Below are 21,358 nucleotides of genomic sequence, written 5' to 3' on the forward strand. Positions count from 1 at the left end.
ATTCCCTGGCTCACCCGGCCTCCATCGACCAGACCTGTACACCGACTGGATCGACGCGCAGGTCGTGCCGTTCCCAGCCGTCCGGCGGGGCCGGAGAGGTCCGGTCAGGGCTGCCCACCACGAGGACCGTCGGTCCGGCCCCGCTGATGATCGCGGCCAGCCCACTCCCCCGCAGCTTGTGCACGAGCGCCAGGCTCTCCGGCATCGCCGGCGCACGGAACTCCTGGTGCAGCCGATCCTCGGTCGCCGTCAGCAGCAGATCCGGCCGCTGCGTCAACGCCACCACGAGCAACGCGGCCTTACCGGCATTCGCTGCCGCGTCTCCATGCGGTACGGCGCTCGGCAGCAGACCGCGGGCTTCTTTCGTCAGCACCCGGTTCGCCGGCACATACGCGACCGCGCCAAGACCGTCCGAAGGGTCCAGCCGGACTGCCCGTCCGTCCTCACCTTCGAGCCAGGCAACGGTGAATCCGCCGTACACGGCAGCAGCCACGTTGTCCGGATGGCCCTCGAGCTCGTTCGCCATCCGGAGCAGCCGCTCCCGATCCACCGGCTCACCGGCCAGCCCGTACGCCGCAGCCAGTCCGCCGACGATCGCGGCCGACGACGACCCGAGCCCACGCCCGTGCGGAATCCGGTTCTCACACCGCAGCGTGAAACCGGGGACCTGCACTCCGAGCGCCTCGAGTCCGGCCCGGATCGACCGGACCACGAGATGCGACTCGTCCCGCGGTACGTCGTCCGCCCCTTCGCCGGTGACCTCGACGGTCACCCCGGATCCGCCCGGCATCACGACCAACTCGTCGTACAGGCTGAGAGCGAGCCCGAACGCGTCGAACCCCGGGCCGAGGTTCGCGCTCGTCGCGGGGACGCGGACGCGCACCTGGTTACACGGACGGCCACCCTCGCCCATGTCAGACGAGACCCGCGACGCGTGCCACCGCGTCGGTGTCCGCGGGCGTGACCGGAGTCTCATCCGCCTTGGCGTGGTCGAGGGCCGTGTCGATGTCCTTCAGGCCGTGACCGGTGACCGTGATCACCACGGTCGAGCCGCCGGGCAGCCAGCCCTGCGCCTTCGCGTGCAGCAGACCGGCGACCCCGGCCGCCGACGCGGGCTCGACGAAGACGCCCTCCTTGGCCGCGAGCTCACCCTGGGCGGTGAGGATCTGCTGGTCGGTGAGCATCTCGATCCGGCCGCCGGACTCGTCCCGCGCGGTCTCGGCCAGCGTCCAGGACGCCGGGTTGCCGACCCGGATCGCGGTCGCCACGGTGTCCGGCTTCTCGACGATCGCGCCGCGCACGATCGGCGCCGCGCCCTCGGCCTGGAAACCCCACATCTGCGGCGTCCTGGTCGCGACCTTGTCCTTCGCGTACTCGCGGTAGCCCTTCCAGTACGCCGGCATGTTGCCCGCGTTGCCCACCGGCAGCAGGTGCAGGTCCGGGGCGTCGCCGAGCGCGTCGCAGACCTCGAAGGCCGCGGTCTTCTGCCCCTCGAGGCGGACCGGGTTCACCGAGTTCACCAGGGCGACCGGGTAGTGCTTGCCGAGCTCGCGGACGATCCGCAGGCAGTCGTCGAAGTTCCCGTCGATCGACACCAGCTTGGCCCCGTGCAGGATCGCCTGGGCCAGCTTGCCCTTCGCGATCCGGCCGGCCGGGATCAGCACCAGCGGCAGCATCCCGGCCCGGGCAGCGTACGCCGCGGCCGACGCCGAGGTGTTACCGGTCGACGCGCAGACCACGGCCTTGTCACCGGCCTGCGCGGCCAGCGAGATCGCCACCGTCATCCCGCGGTCCTTGAACGACCCGGTCGGGTTGTTGCCCTCGATCTTGAGCCAGACCTCACAGTTGGTCTGCTCGCTCAGCCACTGCGCGGCCACCAGCGGCGTACCGCCTTCGCCGAGCGTGACCACCGGGGTGTCCGTCGAGACCGGGAGCCGGTCGCGGTATTCCTCGATCACGCCACGCCACTGGTGCGCCATTGTTCTACTCGCCTTCTACCCGCATCACACTGCTGACTTCACGAACGATGTCCATGTCGCGCAGGGCCTCCACGGTCGCGGACAACGCGGCGTCGGTCGCGCGGTGCGTGACGACGACGAGCTCGGCGTCACTGCCCCGGCCCTCCTGGCGCACGGTCTGGATCGACACGTCGTGCTCCGCGAAGGCCTGGGCCACTGCCGCGAGGACACCGGCCTTGTCGGCCACGTCCAGGGACACGTGGTAGCGGGTCACCGCCTCGCCCACCGGGCGGACGGCCCGCTGGGTGTACGACGACTCGCCGACCCCCGGCACACCCTTGAGCCGGTTGCGCGCGGCGGACACGAGATCCCCGAGGACAGCACTGGCCGTCGGGGCGCCGCCGGCACCACGACCATAGAACATCAGCTCGCCGGCCGCTTTGGATTCCACGAAAACGGCGTTGTACGCATCGCGAACACTGGCCAACGGGTGGGTGAGCGGAATCATCGCCGGGTAGACCCGGGCGCTGACCGAGTCGGTCAGCTCGTCCAGCTCGCAGATCGCCAGCGACTTCACCACGCAGCCCATCTCCCGGGCCGAGGCGATATCGGTCGCGGTCACCTCGGTGATGCCCTCGCGGTGCACGTCGGCGATCGAGACCCTGGTGTGGAAGGCCAGGCTGGCCAGCAGGGCCGCCTTGGCCGCCGCGTCGAAACCCTCGATGTCCGCGGTCGGGTCGGCCTCCGCGTACCCGAGGGCCTGGGCCTCCTCCAGCGCCTCGTCGAAGCCCGCCCCGGTCGACTCCATCTTGTCCAGGATGAAGTTCGTGGTCCCGTTGACGATGCCCATCACCCGGGTCACGTCGTCACCGGCCAGCGACTCGCGCAGCGGCCGCAGGATCGGGATCGCACCGGCCACGGCGGCCTCGAAGTACAGGTCGCGCTGGTACTTCTCGGCGGCCGCGAAGAGCGTCGGGCCGTCCTCGGCCAGCAGCGCCTTGTTCGCCGTGACGACCGAGGCGCCGTGCTCCAGCGCGGTCAGGATGAGGGTGCGGGCGGGTTCGAGGCCGCCGATCACCTCGATCACCAGATCCAGCTCGCCGCTCGAGACCAGCGCCTGGGCGTCGGTCGTGATCAGCGCCGGATCGACCGGGATATTACGGTCCCGGCCGGCCCGCCGTACGGCGATCCCGGCGATCTCCAGCCGGGCGCCGACCCGGGCCTCCAGATGATCCGCCCGCTCGGTCAGGATCCGCACCACCTCGGTACCGACCACACCACAACCGAGCAGGCCCACCTTCAGTGGTTTCTGCGTCATCCTTCGACTCCCATGTCCAGCAGCAACAGGTCGTCCTCGGTCTCCCGGCGTACGACGACTCTCGTCTGACCGTCCTTGACCGCGATCACCGGTGGCCGCGGTACGTGGTTGTAGTTGCTCGCCATCGACCTGCAGTACGCACCGGTACCCGGTACGGCGACCAGGTCGCCCGGGGCGACGTCGCCGGGCAGGAACTCGTCCTTCACGACGATGTCACCGGACTCGCAGTGCTTGCCGACGACGCGAGCCAGGGTCGGCGGGGCGTCGGAGTACCGATTGGCCAACGTGCAGGAGTAGTCCGCGTCGTACAAGGCGGCGCGGATGTTGTCGCTCATGCCACCGTCGACCGACACGTAGGTGCGGGCCGCGTTGTTGTCGAGCTCGACCTCCTTGACGGTGCCGACCGAGTAGACCGTGCACATCGCCGGGCCGACGATCGCACGACCGGGCTCGATCGAGACCTTGGGTACGTCGACCTCGTAGGCACGGCACTCGTGCTCGACGATCTTGCCCATCTCGGTGGCCAGCTGCGCGGGGTCCGACGGGTCGTCCTGGGTGGTGTACGCGATCCCGAAACCACCACCGAGGTCGAGGTCCGGCATGTCCACACCGAGCTCCTCGGAAACCCTTGCGTGCAAGGCGATCACGCGCTTCGCGGCCACCTCGAACCCGGACGAGTCGAAGATCTGCGAACCGATGTGCGAGTGCAGGCCGAGCAGCTCCAGCTCGGGCGCTTCGTTGACCCGGGCAACGGCTTCGAACGCTGCACCCGAAGTGATCGAGAAGCCGAACTTCTGGTCCTCGTGCGCGGTCGCGATGTACTCGTGGGTGTGTGCCTCGACGCCCGCGGTGACCCGGACCATCACCGGTGCGACGACGCCGCGCTCGCGGGCCAGCACGATCAGCCGGTCGATCTCGTAGAGCGAGTCGGCGATGATCCGGCCGACCCCCGCGTCCAGCGCACGGGCCAGCTCGGACTCGGACTTGTTGTTGCCGTGGAACCCCAGCCGCTTCGGATCCGCACCGGCTCGGAGCGCAACGGCCAGCTCTCCCCCACTGCAGACGTCGAGGTTGAGCCCCTCCTCCATCACCCAGCGGACGATCGTCGTACTGAGGAAGGCCTTGCCGGCGTAGTAGACGTCGAAGTCCTTGAACGCGTTCTTGAACGCGCGGGCGCGGGTCCGGAAGTCGTCCTCGTCCAGTACGTACGCCGGGCTGCCGTGCTCGGCGACCAGGTCGCGAACATCGACACCGCCGATGACCAGCGAGCCCTCACCGGACTTCTTCGCCGTGGACGACCACAGCTGCGGGACCAAGTCGTTGACATCACGCGGGGCGCTCAGCCAGGGCGGCGCGCGGTGGCCGGCCTGGGCGTGCAGCGCGCCCGCCTCGTGGGCCCTCACATCCGCTCCGGGGCGGAGACACCGAGCAGGTCGAGCCCGTTGGCCAGGACGGTCCGCGTCGCGGACACCAGGGTCAGGCGAGCCTTGTGCACCGGCTCCACCTCCTCGTCGCCGCGGGGCAGCACCCGGCAACTGTCGTAGAACTTGTGGAACGCCGAGGCGGTGTCCTCGAGGTAGCGCGCGACCCGGTGCGGCTCGCGCAGCTCGGCCGACGTCGCGACGATCCGCGGGAACTCGGCCAGCGCGCGAAGCAGGTCGCCCTCGCGATCGTGGCTGAGCAGACCGGGCTCGAACTCGTCCAGCTTGATCCCGAGCTCGTCGGCGTTGCGCAGGATCGAGGCCAGCCGGGCGTGCGCGTACTGCACGTAGTAGACCGGGTTCTCGCTGACCTGCTTGGTCATCTCCTCGATGTCCAGCGTCAGCGGCGAGTCGACCGGGTAGCGGCAGAGCGTGTAGCGGAGCGGGTCGACACCACCCTCCTCGACCAGCTCGGCCAGCGTGACGATGGTGCCGGCCCGCTTGGACAGCCGCATCTCCTCGCCGCCCTTGAGGATCTTCACCAGCTGGCCGATCAGGATCTCGATGTTGCGCTCGGGGTCGTCGCCGGCGCAGGCCGCGATCGCCTTCAGCCGGTTCACGTAGCCGTGGTGGTCCGCACCGAGCAGGTACATGCAGACCTCGAAACCGCGCTCCCGCTTGTTCACGTAGTACGCGGCGTCGGAGGCGAAGTACGTCGGCTCGCCGTTGGTCCGGATCAGCACCCGGTCCTTGTCGTCGGTGAAGTCCGTCGTCCGCATCCACAGTGCGTCGTCGGCGTCGTACAGGTGGCCCTGCTCGCGGAGCTTCTCGATCGCGTGGCCGACACCGTCCTGCTCGTGCAGGCTGCGCTCCGACATCCACACGTCGAACTTGGTCCGGAAGTGCTCGAGCTGGTCCTGCTGCTCCTTGAGCTGCCGCTCGTACCCCGCCTCGCGGAACGCGACCGACTGCTCACCGACCGGCAGCTCCAGGATCGCCGGCACCTCGGCCACGATCCGCTGGGCCAGCTCACCGATGTACTCACCGTGGTAGCCGTCCTCGGGGATCGGCTCGCCGTGCGCCGCCGCCTTCAGGCTCTCGCCGAACTTGTCCATCTGGTTGCCGCGGTCGTTGATGTAGAACTCGCGCGTCACCTTCGCCCCGGCCGCGGTCAGCACCCGCGCCAGCGCATCCCCGACCGCCGCCCACCGGGTGTGCCCCAGGTGCAGCGGGCCGGTCGGGTTCGCCGAGATGAACTCGAGGTTCACCGCGAGCCCGTGCAGGGTGTCGGTCGCCCCGTACGCCGGGCCGGCGTCCACGATCGCCTGCGCGATCTTGCCCTGGGCATCGGCCGCCACCCGCAGGTTGATGAACCCGGGCCCCGCGATCGACACCTCGGTGATCGCCTCGTCGTCGGTCAGCTTCGCCGCCAGCAGCTCCGCGAAGGCCCGCGGGTTCATCCCCGCCCGCTTGCCCAGCTGCATCGCGACGTTCGTCGCATAGTCCCCGTGCTCGGGGTTCTTGGGTCGCTCGACCTTCAGCTCGCCGGGCAGCCCGCCCTCGACGGCGATGGTGCCGTCGGCAGCGAGCGCGGCCAGGGCCTGCAGGATCTTCTCAGCGAGCTGTTCCGGAGTCACCGCCCCAGCCTAATGGCGAACCGTCCGTTCCCTGGAACCACCATCCACAGCCCGGTACGGGGTCAGCGGTCGGCACTCACTGTGATCTTGGCCCCACCGGTGAACGGGACGTCCCACGGCGCCGGTTGCCCGTCGACGGTGATCTTCAGGTTGCGGCAGGCATCGGCGAGGCATTTTTCGTCGTACTTGAGGCCCCAGAGGGTGAAGAACTGGGCCAGGGTGGGGTGCTCGGCGGTGGTTTTGGCTTCTACATAGACCAGGCCGTCGGTGGTGTGGGTGTGTACGGCGGCCTGTTCGGCGCGGACGCGGTCGACGCCGATGCCGGCCGGAATCTGCACGGGATTGCCGTCCAAGGTGACTTTCAGGCGCAGGGTGTACGGCGCCGGGCCGGAGAAATCGAGGGGAAGTCGCTCGAAACCGGCCTTGTCGATATAGGAGACGGCGTCCCGTGGAGCGTCCCAGGGTGGGGCTGTGGTGCGGAGATCGGCTGCGGCCGGTTTGGCGGGGCTGACCCCGCAACCGGCCGCAGCAATGCTCACCAAGAGCAGAGCGGCTGTCCTCACACCTGCTCTCATGAAGAGCCAGATTAGTACTTCTCGGCCGGCATCATGATCCAGAGTGCGATGTAGATCAGGAACTGCGGCCCGGGGATCAGGCAGCTGATCACGAAGATCAGCCGCATCGTGTTCGGGGTGGTGCCGAACCTACGGGCCAGTCCGGCGCAGACACCGCCGATCCAGCGACCGTGCGACGGGCGAACCAGAGAGCTAGCCATCAGAACCGACGTCCTTTCGTGGTTGGACTTACAACCACTATGACGCCACCAGGCCCCGGTCCGATCCCGCCGCACCGCTGTTCCAGGGTCCCCTCAGGGAGAGCCCCTACGCCCTTCGGCTACCGCTGGAAGCGGTAGGTCTTGCTGTCGGTGGTGATGCAGACGCTCGGGGAGAGGACGATCACCCGCAGGGTGCCGTCTGGCTCGAAGTAGTCGATGCCCTCGACCTCGAAGGTCCCAGTGCAAGCACTCTGCAACGGCAGCTGGCCGAGCGACGTCACCTGCCCCGTCACGTCGGCGGAGCCGACCGGTCCGGACAGATCAACCTGCAGCAGCGGCTTCGTCGTACCGAACAGTGTCCCGGCCGGATCATCGGACGCACACAGCAGCCGAGTCGCCGTCACGAAGTCACAGCCCTGTACGTCGCGCACCTGGCGATCGAGGTTGACCTTCGAGGCGAGCGGCAGGTTCTGCGCCGGGTTCGTCGCACCCACCCCCGGCATCGGGAAGACCAGCAGGCGGTCCATCGTGCCCCACTCGCCGTTCACCATCCACCGGGTGTCCGGGGAGACCGCCGACCAACTGTTGTTGGTCGCCTCCCACGACTCCAGTGCGTGCTTGTAGTTCGACCATGCACCCGTCGGCGACTGCACCCGGAACAGCTTCCCGCCCCGGTCGTCACGCTGATACGGCTCGACGTACCAGCCGTTTGCCGCACCCGGATCGCCCACGTGGTTCCAGCCGGCCACCAGCAGGTTGAACGGGATGGTCGCACTCCCCGTGTACCGGTACTGCGTTGTGCTGCCACGAGTCACCGTGGCGAGCCCCTGACCTTCATCCAGCGGGCGGGCGTTGTCCGACCCCACCAACCGCCAGCCGTCGACAGCATGAGCCTGTGCCGGCCACATCACGGCAACAAGCATGACCACCAGAGCGATCCCCAGTTTGCGCATGGCCGAGTTCTACCCCACACCGCCCGCCCCAATTCGGAGATGGCAGGAACATGCTGCTAATGTTCACCTCGTTCCTGAGCCCCCGTAGCTCAGGGGATAGAGCACCGCCCTCCGGAGGCGGGTGCGCAGGTTCGAATCCTGCCGGGGGCGCGCGATTCTAGGCGATTCATGTCAGCGGAAAGCGCTGACTATGAATCGCTTTTGTGTTTTCGGGGGGCGGCGCCCCCAGACCCCGCCCCGGGAGGGCTCCGCCCCCCGGACCCCCCGGGCTGTGGCTGGGGTTGGCGGGCTGGGCTGGGGTTGGCGGGCTGGGCTGGGGTTGGCGGGCTGGGCTGGGGTTGGCGGGCTGGGCTGGGGTCGGCTGGGCCGTTAGCGGTCAGCGGAAGGCTGGGGTGTTGTCGTTGGACCAGTCTGCGAAGGTTTTGGCGGGGCGGCCTAGGAGGTCTTGCACCGTTTGGGTGGTGGGGCCCGGGGTTTGGGCGTAGTCGGCCAGGGAGCCTAGGAGGCGGGCGGGGACTTCTTCGGGGAGGCCTTGGGCGAGCATGGCTTGGCGGACTTGCTCAGGAGGAAGTTCCTGGAAGGACAGCGGGCGGCCCAGAGCAGCGCCGATGATGCGTACCTTCTCTTGCTGGTCGAGCGGCTCTGGTCCGGTCAGTGTGAGGGTTGAACCGGTGTGGGCCTTGCCGGCCAGAGCCTGTACGGCGATTGCCGCGATGTCGGCCTCATGGATAGGCGAGGTGGTGGCGCCGGCGTAGGCGCCGCGGATGACGTCGCCCGCCTTGAGCTGAGGGACCCACGCGAGGGCGTTGGCGGCGAAGTCGGCCAGGCGGAGGATGGTCCAGTCGAGGCCGGAGTCCTTGACCAGGTCTTCGGCGGCTTTGAACTGCGCGGCGAAGCGTGGCTCACCTGCTGGGTGTTCCACGGTGGTGGCCGACAGGAGTACTGCGCGGCGTACGCCGTGTTTGTGGGCCAGTTGGAGTAGTTCGGGGAGGCCTGGGCCGGTGGCGCGCGGGCTGATCTGGATTGCCTCGACGGTGTCGAGGGTCTCGGCCAGCCAGTGCGGATCGAAGAGGTCGCCGGTGACGGCTGTCGCGCCGTTGGGCGGCTGGGATTCGCGGGTGACCGCGGCGACGGGGATGCCTTGCTGGAGCAGCAGGTTCGTCACGTGCCGGCCGACCAGGCCGTTGGCTCCGGTGATGAGGATCATGAGTGGTTTCCCTGCGCTTCGGCGGAGAGGTCCTGCCAGTCGGCCCAGGTCTTGAGCCGGTCGGCGTAGGCCTGCTGAATCATCGGGTAGAAGCCCTGGCCGAAGAGGATCCGCAGCGGCGGGGCGTCGGAGTCGACGACCTTGAGGAGGGCCTGGGCCGCGGCCTCGGGGTCACCGGCGGGCTGCTTTCCTGCGAGCGCGCCGAGGCGGTGGCGGAGATCGTCGTACAACGGGTTGGTCTTGGCCAGGTGTCCGTTGTCGAGCGGATCCGGGTTCTTGCCCTTGCGGGTGGCGAAACCGCCCGGCTCGATGATGGTCACCTTGACGCCGAACTCGGCGACCTCACCGGCGAGGGCTTCGTTCAAGCCCTCCAGGGCCCATTTGGAAGCGTGGTAGGCGCCGCCGAGCGGTGCGGCGATGAGCCCGGCCGCCGAGGACAGCTGGATGATGTGCCCCGAACCTTGCGCCCGCAGGTGTGGCAGCGCGGCCTGGATCACCCACACCGCGCCGAACACGTTGGTCTCCAGCTGGTCGCGCAGCTCCTGCTCGGTCAGTTCCTCGATCGCGCCGATCTGGGCATAGCCGGCGTTGTTCACGATGACGTCGAGACGACCGAAGTGCTCCTGGGCCCGCTGCACGCTCGCGAAGACGGCCGCCTTGTCGGTCACGTCCATCGCGAGCGGCAGCACCGCGTCGCCATAGACAGCAACCAAGTCGTCGAGGCCGTCGGTGGTCCGGGCGGTCGCGGCCACCTTGTCGCCCCGGGACAGGGCAGCTTCGACGAAGTTCCGGCCGAGGCCACGCGACGACCCCGTGACGAACCAAACCTTGCTCATGTTCTTCCTCTTTCTGTGCTGAGGGGTAGGGGTTACCAGCCGATCGGACCGAGGCGATCGATGAAGATCCCGGTCGGTCCGTCGGCGTCGAGCGTCGCGAGCTCGAGGAACGGGTCGGTGCCCTCGGTGACCGTCAGCCGGCCGGTGTGGCGGTTCATGTCGGTCGCGGCGAACTTGCGGTTGGCGACCTCGCCGGGGGTGACGGCGTTGAACTTGATGTGCGGGAGCGCCTGGGCGTACCGGACGGTGATCATGTTGAGCGCCGCTTTCGACGAGCTGTAGGCGAGCTCATGCATCGACGCGACAGGCTGCGTCGGATCGGCCATCACCGCGAAGGAACCGCCGCCGCTGGACACCATCACCACCCGCGGGTTGTCCGCCGCGTTCAGCAGGGGGAGGAAGGCTTGGGTCACTCGGACGGGTCCGTACACGTTGGTGTCGTAGACGGAATGGAGCTCATCGGCCGTCGCGTCCGCGGGCGGGACAAAGTTGCCTGGTGCGCCGGCGTTGTTGATCAACACGTCCAGCCGGTCGGTGTGCTGCCGGACCAGCTGTACGGCGGCGGCCACCGACTCGTCGGAGGTCACGTCTAGCGGGACCATGACCACCTTCGCGCCGCCGGCAATCAGCTTGTCGGCGGCGTCCTGGCCGCGGCTCTCGTCACGCGAGCCCAGGAAGATCGTCCAGCCCAGCTCCCCGAGGCGCCGGGCCGCTTCGAAGCCGAGTCCCTTGTTGCCTCCGGTGATCAGCACCGAGGTCTGTTCTTTGTTCGTCATGCCCACCAGACCCCGCGCACCGCTCGGCTGTGACGACTTGTGAACGACCTCACAGCCGGGCGGGATGTGGGTTACAGGAGGGCGAGGAAGGCTCGGGACCAGAGGGGGAGGTCGGGCCAGCCTCGGCAGGAGACCATGTTGCCGTCCACTACGTCCGGGGCGTCTTTGTAGGTGGCGCCCGCTTGTTCCACGTCGGTTTTGAGGGGTGGGTAGGCGGCCGTGGTGCGGCCTTCGAGGAGGCCTAGGGCGGCTGGGACCTGGGGGCCGTGGCAGATGGTGCCGACCGGTAGGTCTTGTTCGAAGAAGTGGGGGACGATGCGGGCCACGTGGGGGTCGATGCGGATGTACTCGGGCGCTCGGCCGCCGGGGATGACCAGGGCGTCGTAGTCCGCGGGCGCGACGTCGGCGAAGGCCAGGTCCACGGGGAGCAGGCGGCCGGGTTTTTCGGTGTAGGCGTCGCAGCCGGGCTCGAAGTCGTGGATCACGAGTCTGACCGGACGGGTGGTCGGAGCGGTGACGACTGCTTCGTGGCCGGCTTCGCGAAGCCGGAAGATCGGGTACATCGAGTCGAGTTCCTCGGCGGCGTCGCCGAGGAGGATCAGTACTCGCGCCATAGCACTCCCTTGTCTAGATGCGTTGCAGCTGGAACCGCTGGTTGGCGGCGCCCGTGAGCGTGTACTGCGAGACGCGGGCACCGTCGGCCGTGCCGGATGACCACACGTCCATGGCCAGACCGCTCTGCCGGTTGACGAGGCTCACCGCGCCACCGCCCTGGTCGACCAGTCGCCACTGCTGACTGGTTGCCTGAGTGTCCGGCTGCTGGGTGATGTCGGCGCCAGTGGCGTTGCCGGCGACCTGCAGGACCAGACCGCTGTGGCGGGCCCGGATCCGGTAGTGGCCGCCATCAGAGGGCAGGAAATCGAACTGCTGGTTGAGTCCGCTGTGCAACTGCCACTGGATCAGCGTCGCGCCGGCTGCGGCGGACGCGCCGTTGATGTCCGTGGCCTTGCCGCTGTGCTGAGCCACCAGGCGGTAGTACACGCCGGGCTCCACCGGACCGGCCTTCGCCGCAGACACGCGGTACGTGTGGCCGGCCTGGCCGACGAACTGGATGACGTCGGGCTCGGGCTTCGCCGGCTGGACCACCTGGCCGCTCGTCTCGTCGCGCAACTCGAACTGGCCGGTGAGGATGCGGCTGCGGATCCGGATCGTGCCGGGCCGGTCCGGGGTGACGGTGAGGTCGGTGCGGCTGCTGTTCCAGGAGGCGCCGACGGTGTACCCGCCACGGCCGCGGAGTCCGGCGACGCTGCCGGTCGGCCAAGCGGCCGGCAGTGCGGGGAGCAGGTGCAGCTCGTTGTAGTGGCTCTGCAGCAGCATCTCCGCGATACCGGCAGTCGCTCCGAAGTTGCCGTCGATCTGGAACGGCGGGTGCAGGTCGAACATGTTCGGCGCGAGCCGCTCCGGCGTCACGAGGTAGCGAATCAGGTCGTAGGCCCGGCTCGCCTCCTCCATCCGTGCCCAGTAGTTGATCTTCCAGGCCAGTGACCAGCCGGTCCCGGCGTCGCCGCGCAGCTGCAGGGTTCGCCGGGCGGCCTCGAACAACTGCGGCGTACCGCGCTTGGTGATCTGGTTGCTGGGATAGAGCCCGTACAGGTGCGAGACGTGCCGGTGGTTCGGTTCGGTCTCCACCCAGTCGTACAGCCACTCCATGACGTTGCCGCGCGATCCGACCCGCATCGGTGCCAGTCGTTGCCTGGCTGCCTGGACCTGCCCGCGGAAGTCGGCATCCACGCCCAGCACCTCGGTGGCGGCGGCACAGTCGTCGAACAGGTCGCGCAGGATCTGCATGTCCATCGTCGGGCCCGCGCAGATGCTCACGTTCGCGTGGTGGCCCAGCTCCGGCGAGTTCGACGGATTGGTGACCAGCCACTTCAGCGTGGGCTCTTCCACCAGGGTGTCGAGGAAGAACTGGGCGGCGCCCTTCATCGCGGGATAGTTCGCCCGCAGGAACCCGACATCGCCGGTGAACCGGTAGTGGTCCCAGATCATGGTCGCCAGCCAGGCGCCGCCGGTCTGCCACATCCCCCACATCGCACCGTCGACGACAGAGGTCCCCCGCCAGGCGTCGGTGTTGTGGTGTGTGACCCAGCCGCGCGCGCCGTACTGCACCTGCGCGGTCCGGGCGCCGGTCACCGTGAGGTCGCCGATCATGTCGAACACGGGCTCGTAGCACTCGGCGAGATTCGCCGGGCCGGCCGGCCAGTAGTTCATCGGCAGGTTGGCATTGATTGTGTACTTCGAATCCCAGGCAGGTGTGAGCTGGTCGTTCCAGATGCCTTGCAGGTTGGCCGGTTGAGTCCCGGGCCGTGACGACGAGATCAGCAGGTAGCGGCCGTATTGGAAGAGCAGGGCGGAGAACTGCGGATCGCTGACGGCGTTGTGCTGGGCGATCCGCACATCGGTCGTCTGGTCAGCCGCCGGGGTGCGGCCGAGGTCGAGGCTGGTGCGCCCGTACAGCTGCTGGTAGTCGGCCACATGCCGCGCGCGCAACGTGCTGTACGGCGTCACCTGGGCGGCGGCGAGATGTCGCCGGGCAATGCCCTGGTAGTCACCGGAGACGTTGCGGAAGTCCACGTAACTGGTGCCGATCGAGATCAGCAGCGTGACGCTGTTCGCGTTGGTGACCCGCAGCGTGCCGCCGGAGCTGGTGGTGGTCCCGCCCTCGGCGATCGCCTTGGCCAGCACCAGGAACCGGACCGATCCGGCGATCCCCCGTTGATCGCCGGAGCGACCGTCCAGCGCGATCGTCGTACTGTCCGGGCTGGACGGTGTCGCTCGCTGCGGCGTGCTGAACGCGGCCGAGAACGTGATCGACCCGGGCGTCTCGGCGGTCAGGCGGATGGCGATCACCTGGTCCGGAGCACTGGCGATCACCTCGCGCCGGTACCGGACGTTGTTGGCCACGTAGGTCACCGCTGTGGTCGCGGTGGCGAGGTCGAGCCGCCGCTGGTAGCCGGACACGCCACTCGTCCCGGGCAAGGTGAGCCGGAGATCGCCGACGGTCTGATACGCCAGCTGGCCGGCCGGGTTGCCGAGCATCGTCTGGTTGGCGAGGTCCTGGGCCGCGCCCCACTGGTTCGCGAACACCAGCCGCCGGATCTCCGCCAGCGCGCCCGCGCCGCGAGGGTTGCTGTAGTCGTGCGGGCCGCCGGCCCACACCGTGTCTTCGTTGAGCTGCAGTCGTTCGGTGTCGGTGTTGCCGAACACCATGGCGCCGAGCCTGCCGTTGCCGATCGGCAACGCACGCAGCCAGTCCGAACCGGCCGGTTCGTCGTACCAGAGCGAGAGATCGTCGACGGCGGCGCTCTCCTGGTCCGCGGCCGTCGCCCACTGACCAGGGACCAGGGCAGCTCCCGCGCCGGCCGCGCCGGCCAGCAACACCTGCCGTCGAGTCACATCCGACATCTCAACCCCCAGGCTCGGTAAACATCACATGTATGTGTAGGGGATGCCGAGCTATCCGTCCAGGGTTCAGCGGACTAAGCGCTTAAGGTCGCTGTCGACACGCGTCTCTCCGCCGCATTCATCACATGTCTGCCGTACGATCGCCGCCCAGCTGGGCAGGCCCGTCAGCCGAAGAGGCGGCGCTGGATCTCGCGGCGGTAGTCCTCGAGGGTCTTGTCCACATGGACCGCGGCTGCCGCGGCCGCCGCCTCCGGGTCGCCGTCGCGGATCGCCCGGTAGATCGCGGCGTGCTCCTCGATCGCCTCCTCCGCGTGGCCGCCGACCGTGCCACGCAGGACGATGGTGCTGGACTGATGCTGCAGGCGGCGGACCTCGCGCAGCGACGCGAGCAGGAACGGATTGTGCGACGCCGTGGCGATCCCGAGGTGGAACTCGTCGTCGCCGCGGTCGAACAGTTCGGTCTGCCCGGTCAGGTGTCCCTGTCGGCAGGCCTCGGCGCCGGCCTCGATGGCGCGCAACTCGGCCGGCGTCGCACGGGTAGCGGCGAGCCGGCTGGCCGCGATCTCCTGGACCCGGCGGAACTCGAACAGCTGGTAGACGTGGTCGAGGTCGGTGGGCATGAAGAACGCGCCCCACCGCGACGGGCCCAGCATCCCGTCGTCGTCGGCCACGTAGAGGCCGCGGCCCTTCTGGGCCCGCACCCGCCCGATCGCGGACAGAATCTTGACCGCCTCGCGCACCACGGTCCGGCTGACCCCCAGCCGGGTGGCCAGCTCGTTCTCGGTGGGCATCCGGTCGCCGGGCCGCAGCGGCAGCTCCGCGATCAGCTGGAGGATCCGCTCGGCCACCACTTCATAACCTGGCCGGTACGGACCGGCGGCTGCACCGGACTTCTCCGCGGGGGCCGCGCCGTCCACCTGGATGCCTCCTAGAGCTCGGAGCGGAAGCTTACAGTGATTGGCCAGTCACCGGCTCTTGACTCTCCGTGTATTTCTGGCTGTTATGTGTGACCTAAGGCACCTCGCTCCGCTCCGCTCTTCCTAATCCACGTGAAATAAGTCCGATACATGCTTGCCCACTTCGCCGCCCCCGAAGGATCTGGACATGCACAACAGAAACTGGTCTGCGCCCGCACGCTGCCTCGCAGCCGTCGTACTCCTACTCGGAGCACTGATCCATCAGGCCCCGCCCGCCTCGGCGGCAGCAGCTCTGGTCGAGGTGACGAACTTCGGTTCCAACCCGAGCAACCTGCGGATGCACGTCTACGTGCCGGACCAGCGGCCGGCCAAGCCGGCAATCCTGATGGCCGTCCACTACTGCGGCGGCTCCGGCCCGGCCTTCTTCGGCGGGAGCGAGTTCGCCCGGCTGGCGGACCAGTACGGGTTCATCGTCATCTACCCGAGCGCCACCCGCAGCGGCAACTGCTTCGACGTCTACTCGCAGCAGGCGCTGCGCCGCGACGGCGGCAGCGACCCGGTGGGCATCAAGTCGATGGTCGACTGGGTGGTGGCCAATCGGGGCGGCGATCCCGATCGGGTGTTCGCCACCGGTGCATCCTCCGGCGCCATGATGACCAACGTCCTGCTGGCCAACTATCCCGACGTGTTCAAGGCGGGCGCTGCGTTCAGCGGCGTACCGGCGACCTGCTTCGCGACCACACCGCCGAACACGTGGAACAGCGCCTGTGCCGGCGGCAACGTCATCAAGACTGCACAGCAATGGGGTGATCTGGCCCGCGCTGCATACCCCGGCTACACCGGACCACGTCCTCGCATGCAGCTGTGGCACGGCACTACGGACGATGTCCTGCGCTATCCCAACTTCGGGGAGGCGATCAAGCAGTGGACCAACGTGCACGGCCTGAGCCAGACCCCGGCGTACACGGACAGCCCACAGCCCAACTGGACCCGCACCCGGTACGGCGGCACTGGGAGCACTGCACCGGTCGAGGGCGTCAGCCTCCAGGGCGTCGGGCACAGCCTGCCGATGCCCGGTATGGCCGCCATGGCCCTCGCCTTCTTCGGCCTGAGTCCCGACGTGCCACCCTCGCCTACCGGTCCGGTGCGCGCGGTGTCCGCCGGCAGATGTCTGGACGTCAACGGCGCCAGCACCACACCGGGAACGCAACTGCAGATCTGGGACTGCCACGGCGGCTCCAACCAGACCTGGACCCGCACCGCATCCAACCAGCTCACTGTCTACAGCGGCACCAACCTGCGCTGCATGGCCGCGCAGAACAACCAGACCACCAACGGCACGGCGGTCGTGATCTCGCAGTGCACCGACGGGGCCAACCAGCGGTGGCAGTTCAACGCCAACGGCACCATTACCGGCGTGCAGTCGGGACTCTGCCTGGACGTCAGCGGTGCCGCCACCGGCAACGGCTCCAAGGTCCAGCTGTGGAGCTGCCACAGCGGCGGCAACCAGCAGTGGGCCAGATGAACGAAGTACTGGTCCGGCTGGAAGGTGTCACCAAGAGCTTTCTCGGCGTGCCGGTACTTCACGGCATAGACCTCGAACTGCGCGCCGGCGAGGTGCACGCCCTCGTCGGCGAGAACGGCGCGGGTAAGTCAACGCTGCTCAAGGTGCTGGCCGGGGTGTACCGGCCTGACGCGGGGCGGATCCTGGTGGGCGACCGCGAGGTGTCGTTCGCCGCGCCGCGGGATGCCCAGGCCGCGGGGATCGCGATCATCCACCAGGAGTTCAACCTGCTGCCGCACCGCACGGTCGCCGAGAACGTGTACCTGGGTCGCGAACCGGTACGGCGCGGTCAGGTGGACCGGCGGGCGATGACGGCCGGGACCCGGCGGCTGCTGGAGTGGATGGGCGAGGACGGTATCGAACCGGACGCGGAGGTGGCCCGGCTCTCGGTCGCGCGGCGGCAGGTCGTGGAGATCGTGAAGGCGTTGGCCACCGACGCCAAGGTGCTCGCGATGGACGAGCCCACGGCCGCGCTGGCCGACGGCGAGGTCGACCGGCTCTGTGACCTGGTACGCCGGTTGCGCGAACGCGGGATCGCGATTCTGTACGTGTCGCACCGGCTGCGTGAGGTGTTCGAGCTCAGCCAGCGGATCACGGTCGTCAAGGACGGGGCGTTCGTCAACTGCTCCCCAACCGAGGACCTCACCTCTGGGCAACTCGTCCGGCAGATGGTGGGACGTCCGCTGGGGACGCTCTACCCCGCCCGTGACTCGATGCCCGGGAAGGTGCGGCTCGCTGTACGCGGCGCGGGGAACGGACGCCTCCGGGACCTGACCTTCGACGTACGCGCCGGAGAGATCGTCGGCCTGGCAGGGTTACAGGGATCAGGCCGGTCGGCGGTCGCCCGCGCGATCTGGGGCGTGGAACCGTTCACCACCGGAGTCGTGGAGCTCGACGGCGAACCCACGACCATCACCGGGCCACGGTCCGCCGTCCGCAACGGCATCGGCTACGTCACCGAAGACCGCCAGGGTGACGGGCTGGCGCTCCGACAATCCGTGCGGGACAACGCCCTGCTGGTACGGCGTGCCGCCCTGCGCGGAGCCGCGGCGCGACGCGACTCCGACCTCGGCGCGCTGCTGGAGTCGGTCGCCGTCGTGGCGCGTGGGCCGGACCAAGAGGTGCGGTACCTGTCCGGCGGTAATCAGCAGAAGGTTGTCCTGGGCAAGTGGTTGGCCGTGTCACCGCGGGTGCTGATCGTGGACGAGCCCACCCGCGGTATCGACGTCGGCGCGAAACAGACCGTCTACCGGCTGCTGCGCAAGCTGGCCGCCGACGGCCTGGCAATCCTGATGATCGCCTCGGAGCTGCCCGAGCTACTCGGCATGAGCGACCGGATCCTGGTCCTGCACGACGGCGCCATCGCCGGTGAGCTGCCCGCCGGTACGTCGGAAGCAGCCGTGATGGGACTGGCGACCGGTCACGGGCTTGGGGAGGTCGGGTGATCCTCCTCCGGGAAAGGCTCGCGATCACGCCGACCGTCACGGTGTATCTGGCGCTGGCGGCGTTGCTGGTGATCGGCAGCATCCTGGTGGGTGCCAGCGGAGGCGTGTTGCTGGATCAGAGCGGGATCCTCAACATCCTCACTCGCAGCACGCTGCTCGGGCTGGTCGCGATCGGGCAGACGATGGTCATCGTCACCGGGTCCCTCGACCTGTCCGTGGCCTACCTGGCCGGCCTGTGTTCACTGGTGACGGCCGAGACGATGGCGGGCAGCACCTCGATGATGGCGCCCGGTGTCCTCCTCGCCCTTGCCGTCGCGGCCGTGGTCGGACTGATCAACGGCCTCGTCATCACAGTCCTGAAGGCGAACGCGTTCATTGCCACGCTCGGTGTGGCGCTCATCCTGCGGGGCTACCTCGAGCACAACTACACCGGCCCAGCGGGCAGCGTGCCGCGCGCATTCCAGCATCTGGGGTACGACCGGATCGGTCCCGTCCCGGTGTCGGCATTGCTGGTGCTGCTGATCGCCACAGCCGTCTGGTGGTTCTCACGACGCACCCGCACCGGCTACCACCTGTACGCCGTGGGCGGTGATCTCGACGTCGCCCGACTGTCCGGCGTACGGACGTCACGCATCATCGTCACGGCGCACGTGCTGTGCGCGTCGCTGGCCGGTCTCGCCGGGGTGCTCCTGGCGGCCCGCCTCGGTTCCGGTGCGCCCTATGCCGGTACGGACGCTGGGTTCGACCTGGAGTCCATCGCGGCCGCAGTGCTGGGTGGCGCGGTACTGGCCGGTGGCCGCGGTGGCGTGGCCGGCACGATCGGCGGCGTACTGATCCTGTCCACGTTGGACACCGTCTTCGACGACCTCGCAGTGGACCCGTTCCTCAAGGACGTCGTCCGCGGTGTCGTCCTGGTGGCCGCTGTGGCGCTGTACGCCCGGCACCGGTTGTCCCGGGGGCCGGCGTGAAGTGGCGGCCCCGTCTGGCCGACGGCACCGCTCCGGTCCTGATCGTGCTGGTCGTGCTGCTGGTGGCGCTGGCGTTCGCCGGGCCCACGTTCTCCGAGCCGGCCGGGTACCTGGCGTTGCTCAAGCGGGCCGCCCCGCTGGTGATCCTCGCGGTCGGCCAGTACTTCGTGATCGTGTCGGGCGGCTTCGACCTGTCAGTCGGATCACTGGTCACCGCCGCAGTCGTGATCGCCGCCCGGCTGAGCGACGGCGCCGATGCGAACACCGGCTGGGTGATCGCGCTCCTGCTCGGGTTCGGGTTGCTGGTGGGCCTGGTGAACGGGCTGATCACCACCCGGCTGCTGGTGCCGTCGTTCATCGTCACGCTGGGCATGTTGCTCGTGCTGGACGGTGCGGTGTTCCTGTGGACCGACGGTGCTCCGCGCGGAGCCCTGGCGCCGTCGTTCCGGATGTTCGGCCGTGGCAGCTTCGAGCTCCCAGTAGTGGGACCGGTGCCGTGGTCGGTGCTTATCCTGCTCGTCGTCGTGGTGGCCGCCCTGTGGTTCATGCGCAGCGGCATCGGCCGGACGCTGGTCGCCTTGGGGGACAACGAAAACGCTGTCCGGCTCGCCGGCGGGGCAGTGCATCGGCTGCGCGTACTGGCGTTCGTGCTGTCCGGACTGCTCGCCGCGCTGGCGGCCATCCTGCTCGCCGGGTTCGCCGGGGTCTCCGCTCAGGTGGGCCAGGGCCTCGAGTTCCGCGCCATCACCGCCGTGGTGCTGGGCGGCGTCGTACTCGGCGGCGGCCGTGGATCGGTCGTGGCCGCGGCGGCCGGAGCGCTGTCGCTCGAAGCCCTCTTCACTCTGCTGAACCTGATCGGCGTCTCGGGCGCGCTCGAGTCCGCTGTCCAGGGGGTCATCCTCATCGCCGCGGTCGCCGCTGCCGCCCACGGCAAACAGCTAAGGAGAACTCATGAACAGGAAGTGGTCCGTCCTGGCCGTGGCGGCGTTGCTCGCGCCGACGGGGTGCACCAGTGATCTGCCCAGCGCCGGGCCGACTCCCGCTGGTCAGTCGACAACGAAATCCGAGTTCTTCGATCAGACCGAGTACGACCGGCAACTGAAGTTCCGCACCGCGAAGCCTGTCGGACCGGACGACAAGCCGTGGGAGCAGATGCTCGACCCCGAACTGGTCGACACCGCGAAGTACGCCAAGCCCGGCGGCAAGCACCACCTGTGCTTCTCCAACGCCGCAGTGAACAACCCGTGGCGGCAGGTGGGCTGGAAGACCATGCAGCAGGAAGTGAAGCTGCGCCCGGAGATCACCAAGTTCACCGTGCTGGACGCGGAAGGCAAGGACGACAAGCAGATCAGCGACCTCCAGTCGCTCGCCGGGCGTGGATGCAGTGCGCTGATCGTCTCGCCGAACACCACGGCGACGCTGACCCCGGCGGTCGAGGCCGCCTGCGCGACCGGCGTACCCGTCATCGTCTTCGACCGCGGTGTGCAGACCAAGTGCCCGGTGACGTACATCCATCCGATCGGTGGGTTCGCGTTCGGCGCGGACGGAGCTGAGTTCCTCAAGGACAAGGTGCCGGCCGGCGGCAAGGTGCTGGCGTTGCGCATCCTGCCGGGAGTCGACGTGCTGGAACAGCGGTGGGCCGCGGCGGACAAGATCTTCGCGGGCAGCGGGGTGAAGGTGGTGGGCGTCGAGTTCACCGGCGGGGACGCGGCGAAGACCAAGAGCATCGTCAGCGACTACCTCCAGCGCGAAGGCAAGATCGACGGTGTCTGGATGGACGCCGGTGCGACTGCCGTCGCGGCCGTGGAGGCGTTCCAGGACGCAGGTGTGCCGGTCCCGCCGTTCGTCGGCGAAGACCAGCAGGACTTCCTGCGCACCTGGGCGGCCGACAAGCTGACCGCTGTCGCTCCCACGTATCCGACCTATCAGTGGCGTACGCCGGTGATCGCCGCACTCCGGATCTTGGAAGGCAAGCAGGTCCCGAAGGAGTGGGTGCTGCCGCAGCCGAAGATCACGCAGGACCGGGTGCAGGACTACGTCGAACAGGACATGCCGCCTCTGCACTACGCCATGTGCGGCTGTGAGTCGATGCCGGGATACCCCGGTCCCTGGCGGTAG

Annotated in this window: 19 protein-coding genes and 1 tRNA gene; 6 read left to right on the forward strand and 14 right to left on the reverse strand. The window is 68.7% G+C overall.

All coding sequences use genetic code 11. The features are described from left to right. Positions 1 to 10: 10 nt before the first annotated feature. From thrB to ACFCV3_RS36695, 8 genes are all read right to left on the reverse strand, one after another. Positions 11 to 913 (reverse strand): homoserine kinase, encoded by a 903-nt coding sequence (gene thrB, locus ACFCV3_RS36660; RefSeq protein ID WP_376038428.1) that lies wholly within the window; start codon positions 911 to 913, stop codon positions 11 to 13. Between the two features lies 1 nt (position 914). Beyond that, positions 915 to 1,979, reverse strand: coding sequence for a threonine synthase (gene thrC / locus ACFCV3_RS36665; protein WP_376038431.1), 1,065 nt, complete (start codon positions 1,977 to 1,979; stop codon positions 915 to 917). A 4-nt stretch (positions 1,980 to 1,983) separates the two neighbouring features. After that, positions 1,984 to 3,276: a homoserine dehydrogenase gene (locus tag ACFCV3_RS36670; RefSeq protein ID WP_376038434.1), complete on the reverse strand. Its 1,293-nt coding sequence runs from the start codon at positions 3,274 to 3,276 to the stop codon at positions 1,984 to 1,986. Next, entirely contained in the window at positions 3,273 to 4,679 is a 1,407-nt protein-coding gene (lysA, locus tag ACFCV3_RS36675) for a diaminopimelate decarboxylase (protein WP_376038437.1), read from the reverse strand. Before lysA ends, ACFCV3_RS36670 begins: the two co-directional genes overlap by 4 nt. Next, positions 4,676 to 6,334 (reverse strand): arginine--tRNA ligase, encoded by a 1,659-nt coding sequence (gene argS, locus ACFCV3_RS36680; RefSeq protein ID WP_376038440.1) that lies wholly within the window; start codon positions 6,332 to 6,334, stop codon positions 4,676 to 4,678. Before argS ends, lysA begins: the two co-directional genes overlap by 4 nt. Positions 6,335 to 6,396: 62 nt before the next feature. Then, a complete protein-coding gene (locus tag ACFCV3_RS36685; protein WP_376038442.1) occupies positions 6,397 to 6,909 on the reverse strand; it encodes a hypothetical protein in 513 nt (170 codons plus the stop codon). 11 nt (positions 6,910 to 6,920) lie between these two features. Continuing rightward, positions 6,921 to 7,109, reverse strand: coding sequence for a PspC domain-containing protein (locus ACFCV3_RS36690; protein ID WP_132400513.1), 189 nt, complete (start codon positions 7,107 to 7,109; stop codon positions 6,921 to 6,923). A 119-nt stretch (positions 7,110 to 7,228) separates the two neighbouring features. Next, on the reverse strand, positions 7,229 to 8,062 hold the full coding sequence (locus ACFCV3_RS36695; RefSeq protein WP_376038444.1) for a hypothetical protein: 834 nt from the start codon (positions 8,060 to 8,062) through the stop codon (positions 7,229 to 7,231). A gap of 78 nt (positions 8,063 to 8,140) precedes the next feature. On the opposite strand from ACFCV3_RS36695, the gene ACFCV3_RS36700 reads away from it, so the two are divergent. Further along, a tRNA-Arg gene (locus tag ACFCV3_RS36700) sits at positions 8,141 to 8,212 on the forward strand. Positions 8,213 to 8,438: 226 nt separating this feature from the next. On the opposite strand, the gene ACFCV3_RS36705 is transcribed toward ACFCV3_RS36700, so the two are convergent. The 6 genes from ACFCV3_RS36705 to ACFCV3_RS36730 form a co-directional block, all read right to left on the reverse strand. Beyond that, positions 8,439 to 9,269, reverse strand: a complete 831-nt coding sequence (locus ACFCV3_RS36705; RefSeq protein ID WP_376038446.1) for an NAD(P)H-binding protein — start codon at positions 9,267 to 9,269, stop codon at positions 8,439 to 8,441. Further along, complete coding sequence (locus tag ACFCV3_RS36710; protein ID WP_376038448.1) at positions 9,266 to 10,105, reverse strand: SDR family NAD(P)-dependent oxidoreductase; 840 nt, start codon at positions 10,103 to 10,105, stop codon at positions 9,266 to 9,268. The genes ACFCV3_RS36705 and ACFCV3_RS36710 overlap by 4 nt, the downstream gene beginning before the upstream one ends. A gap of 32 nt (positions 10,106 to 10,137) precedes the next feature. Then, on the reverse strand, positions 10,138 to 10,881 hold the full coding sequence (locus tag ACFCV3_RS36715) for an SDR family NAD(P)-dependent oxidoreductase (protein ID WP_376038451.1): 744 nt from the start codon (positions 10,879 to 10,881) through the stop codon (positions 10,138 to 10,140). Positions 10,882 to 10,952: 71 nt separating this feature from the next. Continuing rightward, entirely contained in the window at positions 10,953 to 11,495 is a 543-nt protein-coding gene (locus tag ACFCV3_RS36720) for a DJ-1/PfpI family protein (protein WP_376038453.1), read from the reverse strand. Between the two features lie 13 nt (positions 11,496 to 11,508). Continuing rightward, entirely contained in the window at positions 11,509 to 14,337 is a 2,829-nt protein-coding gene (locus ACFCV3_RS36725; RefSeq protein ID WP_376038456.1) for a glycoside hydrolase N-terminal domain-containing protein, read from the reverse strand. A gap of 173 nt (positions 14,338 to 14,510) precedes the next feature. After that, positions 14,511 to 15,263 (reverse strand): FadR/GntR family transcriptional regulator, encoded by a 753-nt coding sequence (locus ACFCV3_RS36730; RefSeq protein ID WP_376038457.1) that lies wholly within the window; start codon positions 15,261 to 15,263, stop codon positions 14,511 to 14,513. Positions 15,264 to 15,450: 187 nt separating this feature from the next. On the opposite strand from ACFCV3_RS36730, the gene ACFCV3_RS36735 reads away from it, so the two are divergent. Genes ACFCV3_RS36735 through ACFCV3_RS36755 form a run of 5 tightly spaced genes read left to right on the forward strand, consistent with a single transcriptional unit; the run spans position 15,451 to position 21,358 of the window. Then, a complete protein-coding gene (locus tag ACFCV3_RS36735) occupies positions 15,451 to 16,788 on the forward strand; it encodes a PHB depolymerase family esterase (RefSeq protein ID WP_376038459.1) in 1,338 nt (445 codons plus the stop codon). Then, the gene (locus ACFCV3_RS36740) at positions 16,785 to 18,272 is read left to right on the forward strand and encodes a sugar ABC transporter ATP-binding protein (protein WP_376038462.1); all 1,488 of its coding nucleotides are present in this window, start codon (positions 16,785 to 16,787) and stop codon (positions 18,270 to 18,272) included. Before ACFCV3_RS36735 ends, ACFCV3_RS36740 begins: the two co-directional genes overlap by 4 nt. Further along, entirely contained in the window at positions 18,269 to 19,240 is a 972-nt protein-coding gene (locus ACFCV3_RS36745; protein WP_376038464.1) for an ABC transporter permease, read from the forward strand. The genes ACFCV3_RS36740 and ACFCV3_RS36745 overlap by 4 nt, the downstream gene beginning before the upstream one ends. Continuing rightward, positions 19,237 to 20,256 carry an ABC transporter permease gene (locus ACFCV3_RS36750; protein ID WP_376038467.1) on the forward strand — a complete coding sequence of 340 codons (1,020 nt, stop codon included), beginning with the start codon at positions 19,237 to 19,239 and terminating at the stop codon, positions 20,254 to 20,256. The genes ACFCV3_RS36745 and ACFCV3_RS36750 overlap by 4 nt, the downstream gene beginning before the upstream one ends. Further along, on the forward strand, positions 20,192 to 21,358 hold the full coding sequence (locus ACFCV3_RS36755; RefSeq protein ID WP_376038469.1) for a substrate-binding domain-containing protein: 1,167 nt from the start codon (positions 20,192 to 20,194) through the stop codon (positions 21,356 to 21,358). Before ACFCV3_RS36750 ends, ACFCV3_RS36755 begins: the two co-directional genes overlap by 65 nt.

Origin of the sequence: Kribbella sp. NPDC056345 (genome assembly GCF_042262745.1) — a bacterium.
Classification (GTDB): domain Bacteria; phylum Actinomycetota; class Actinomycetes; order Propionibacteriales; family Kribbellaceae; genus Kribbella.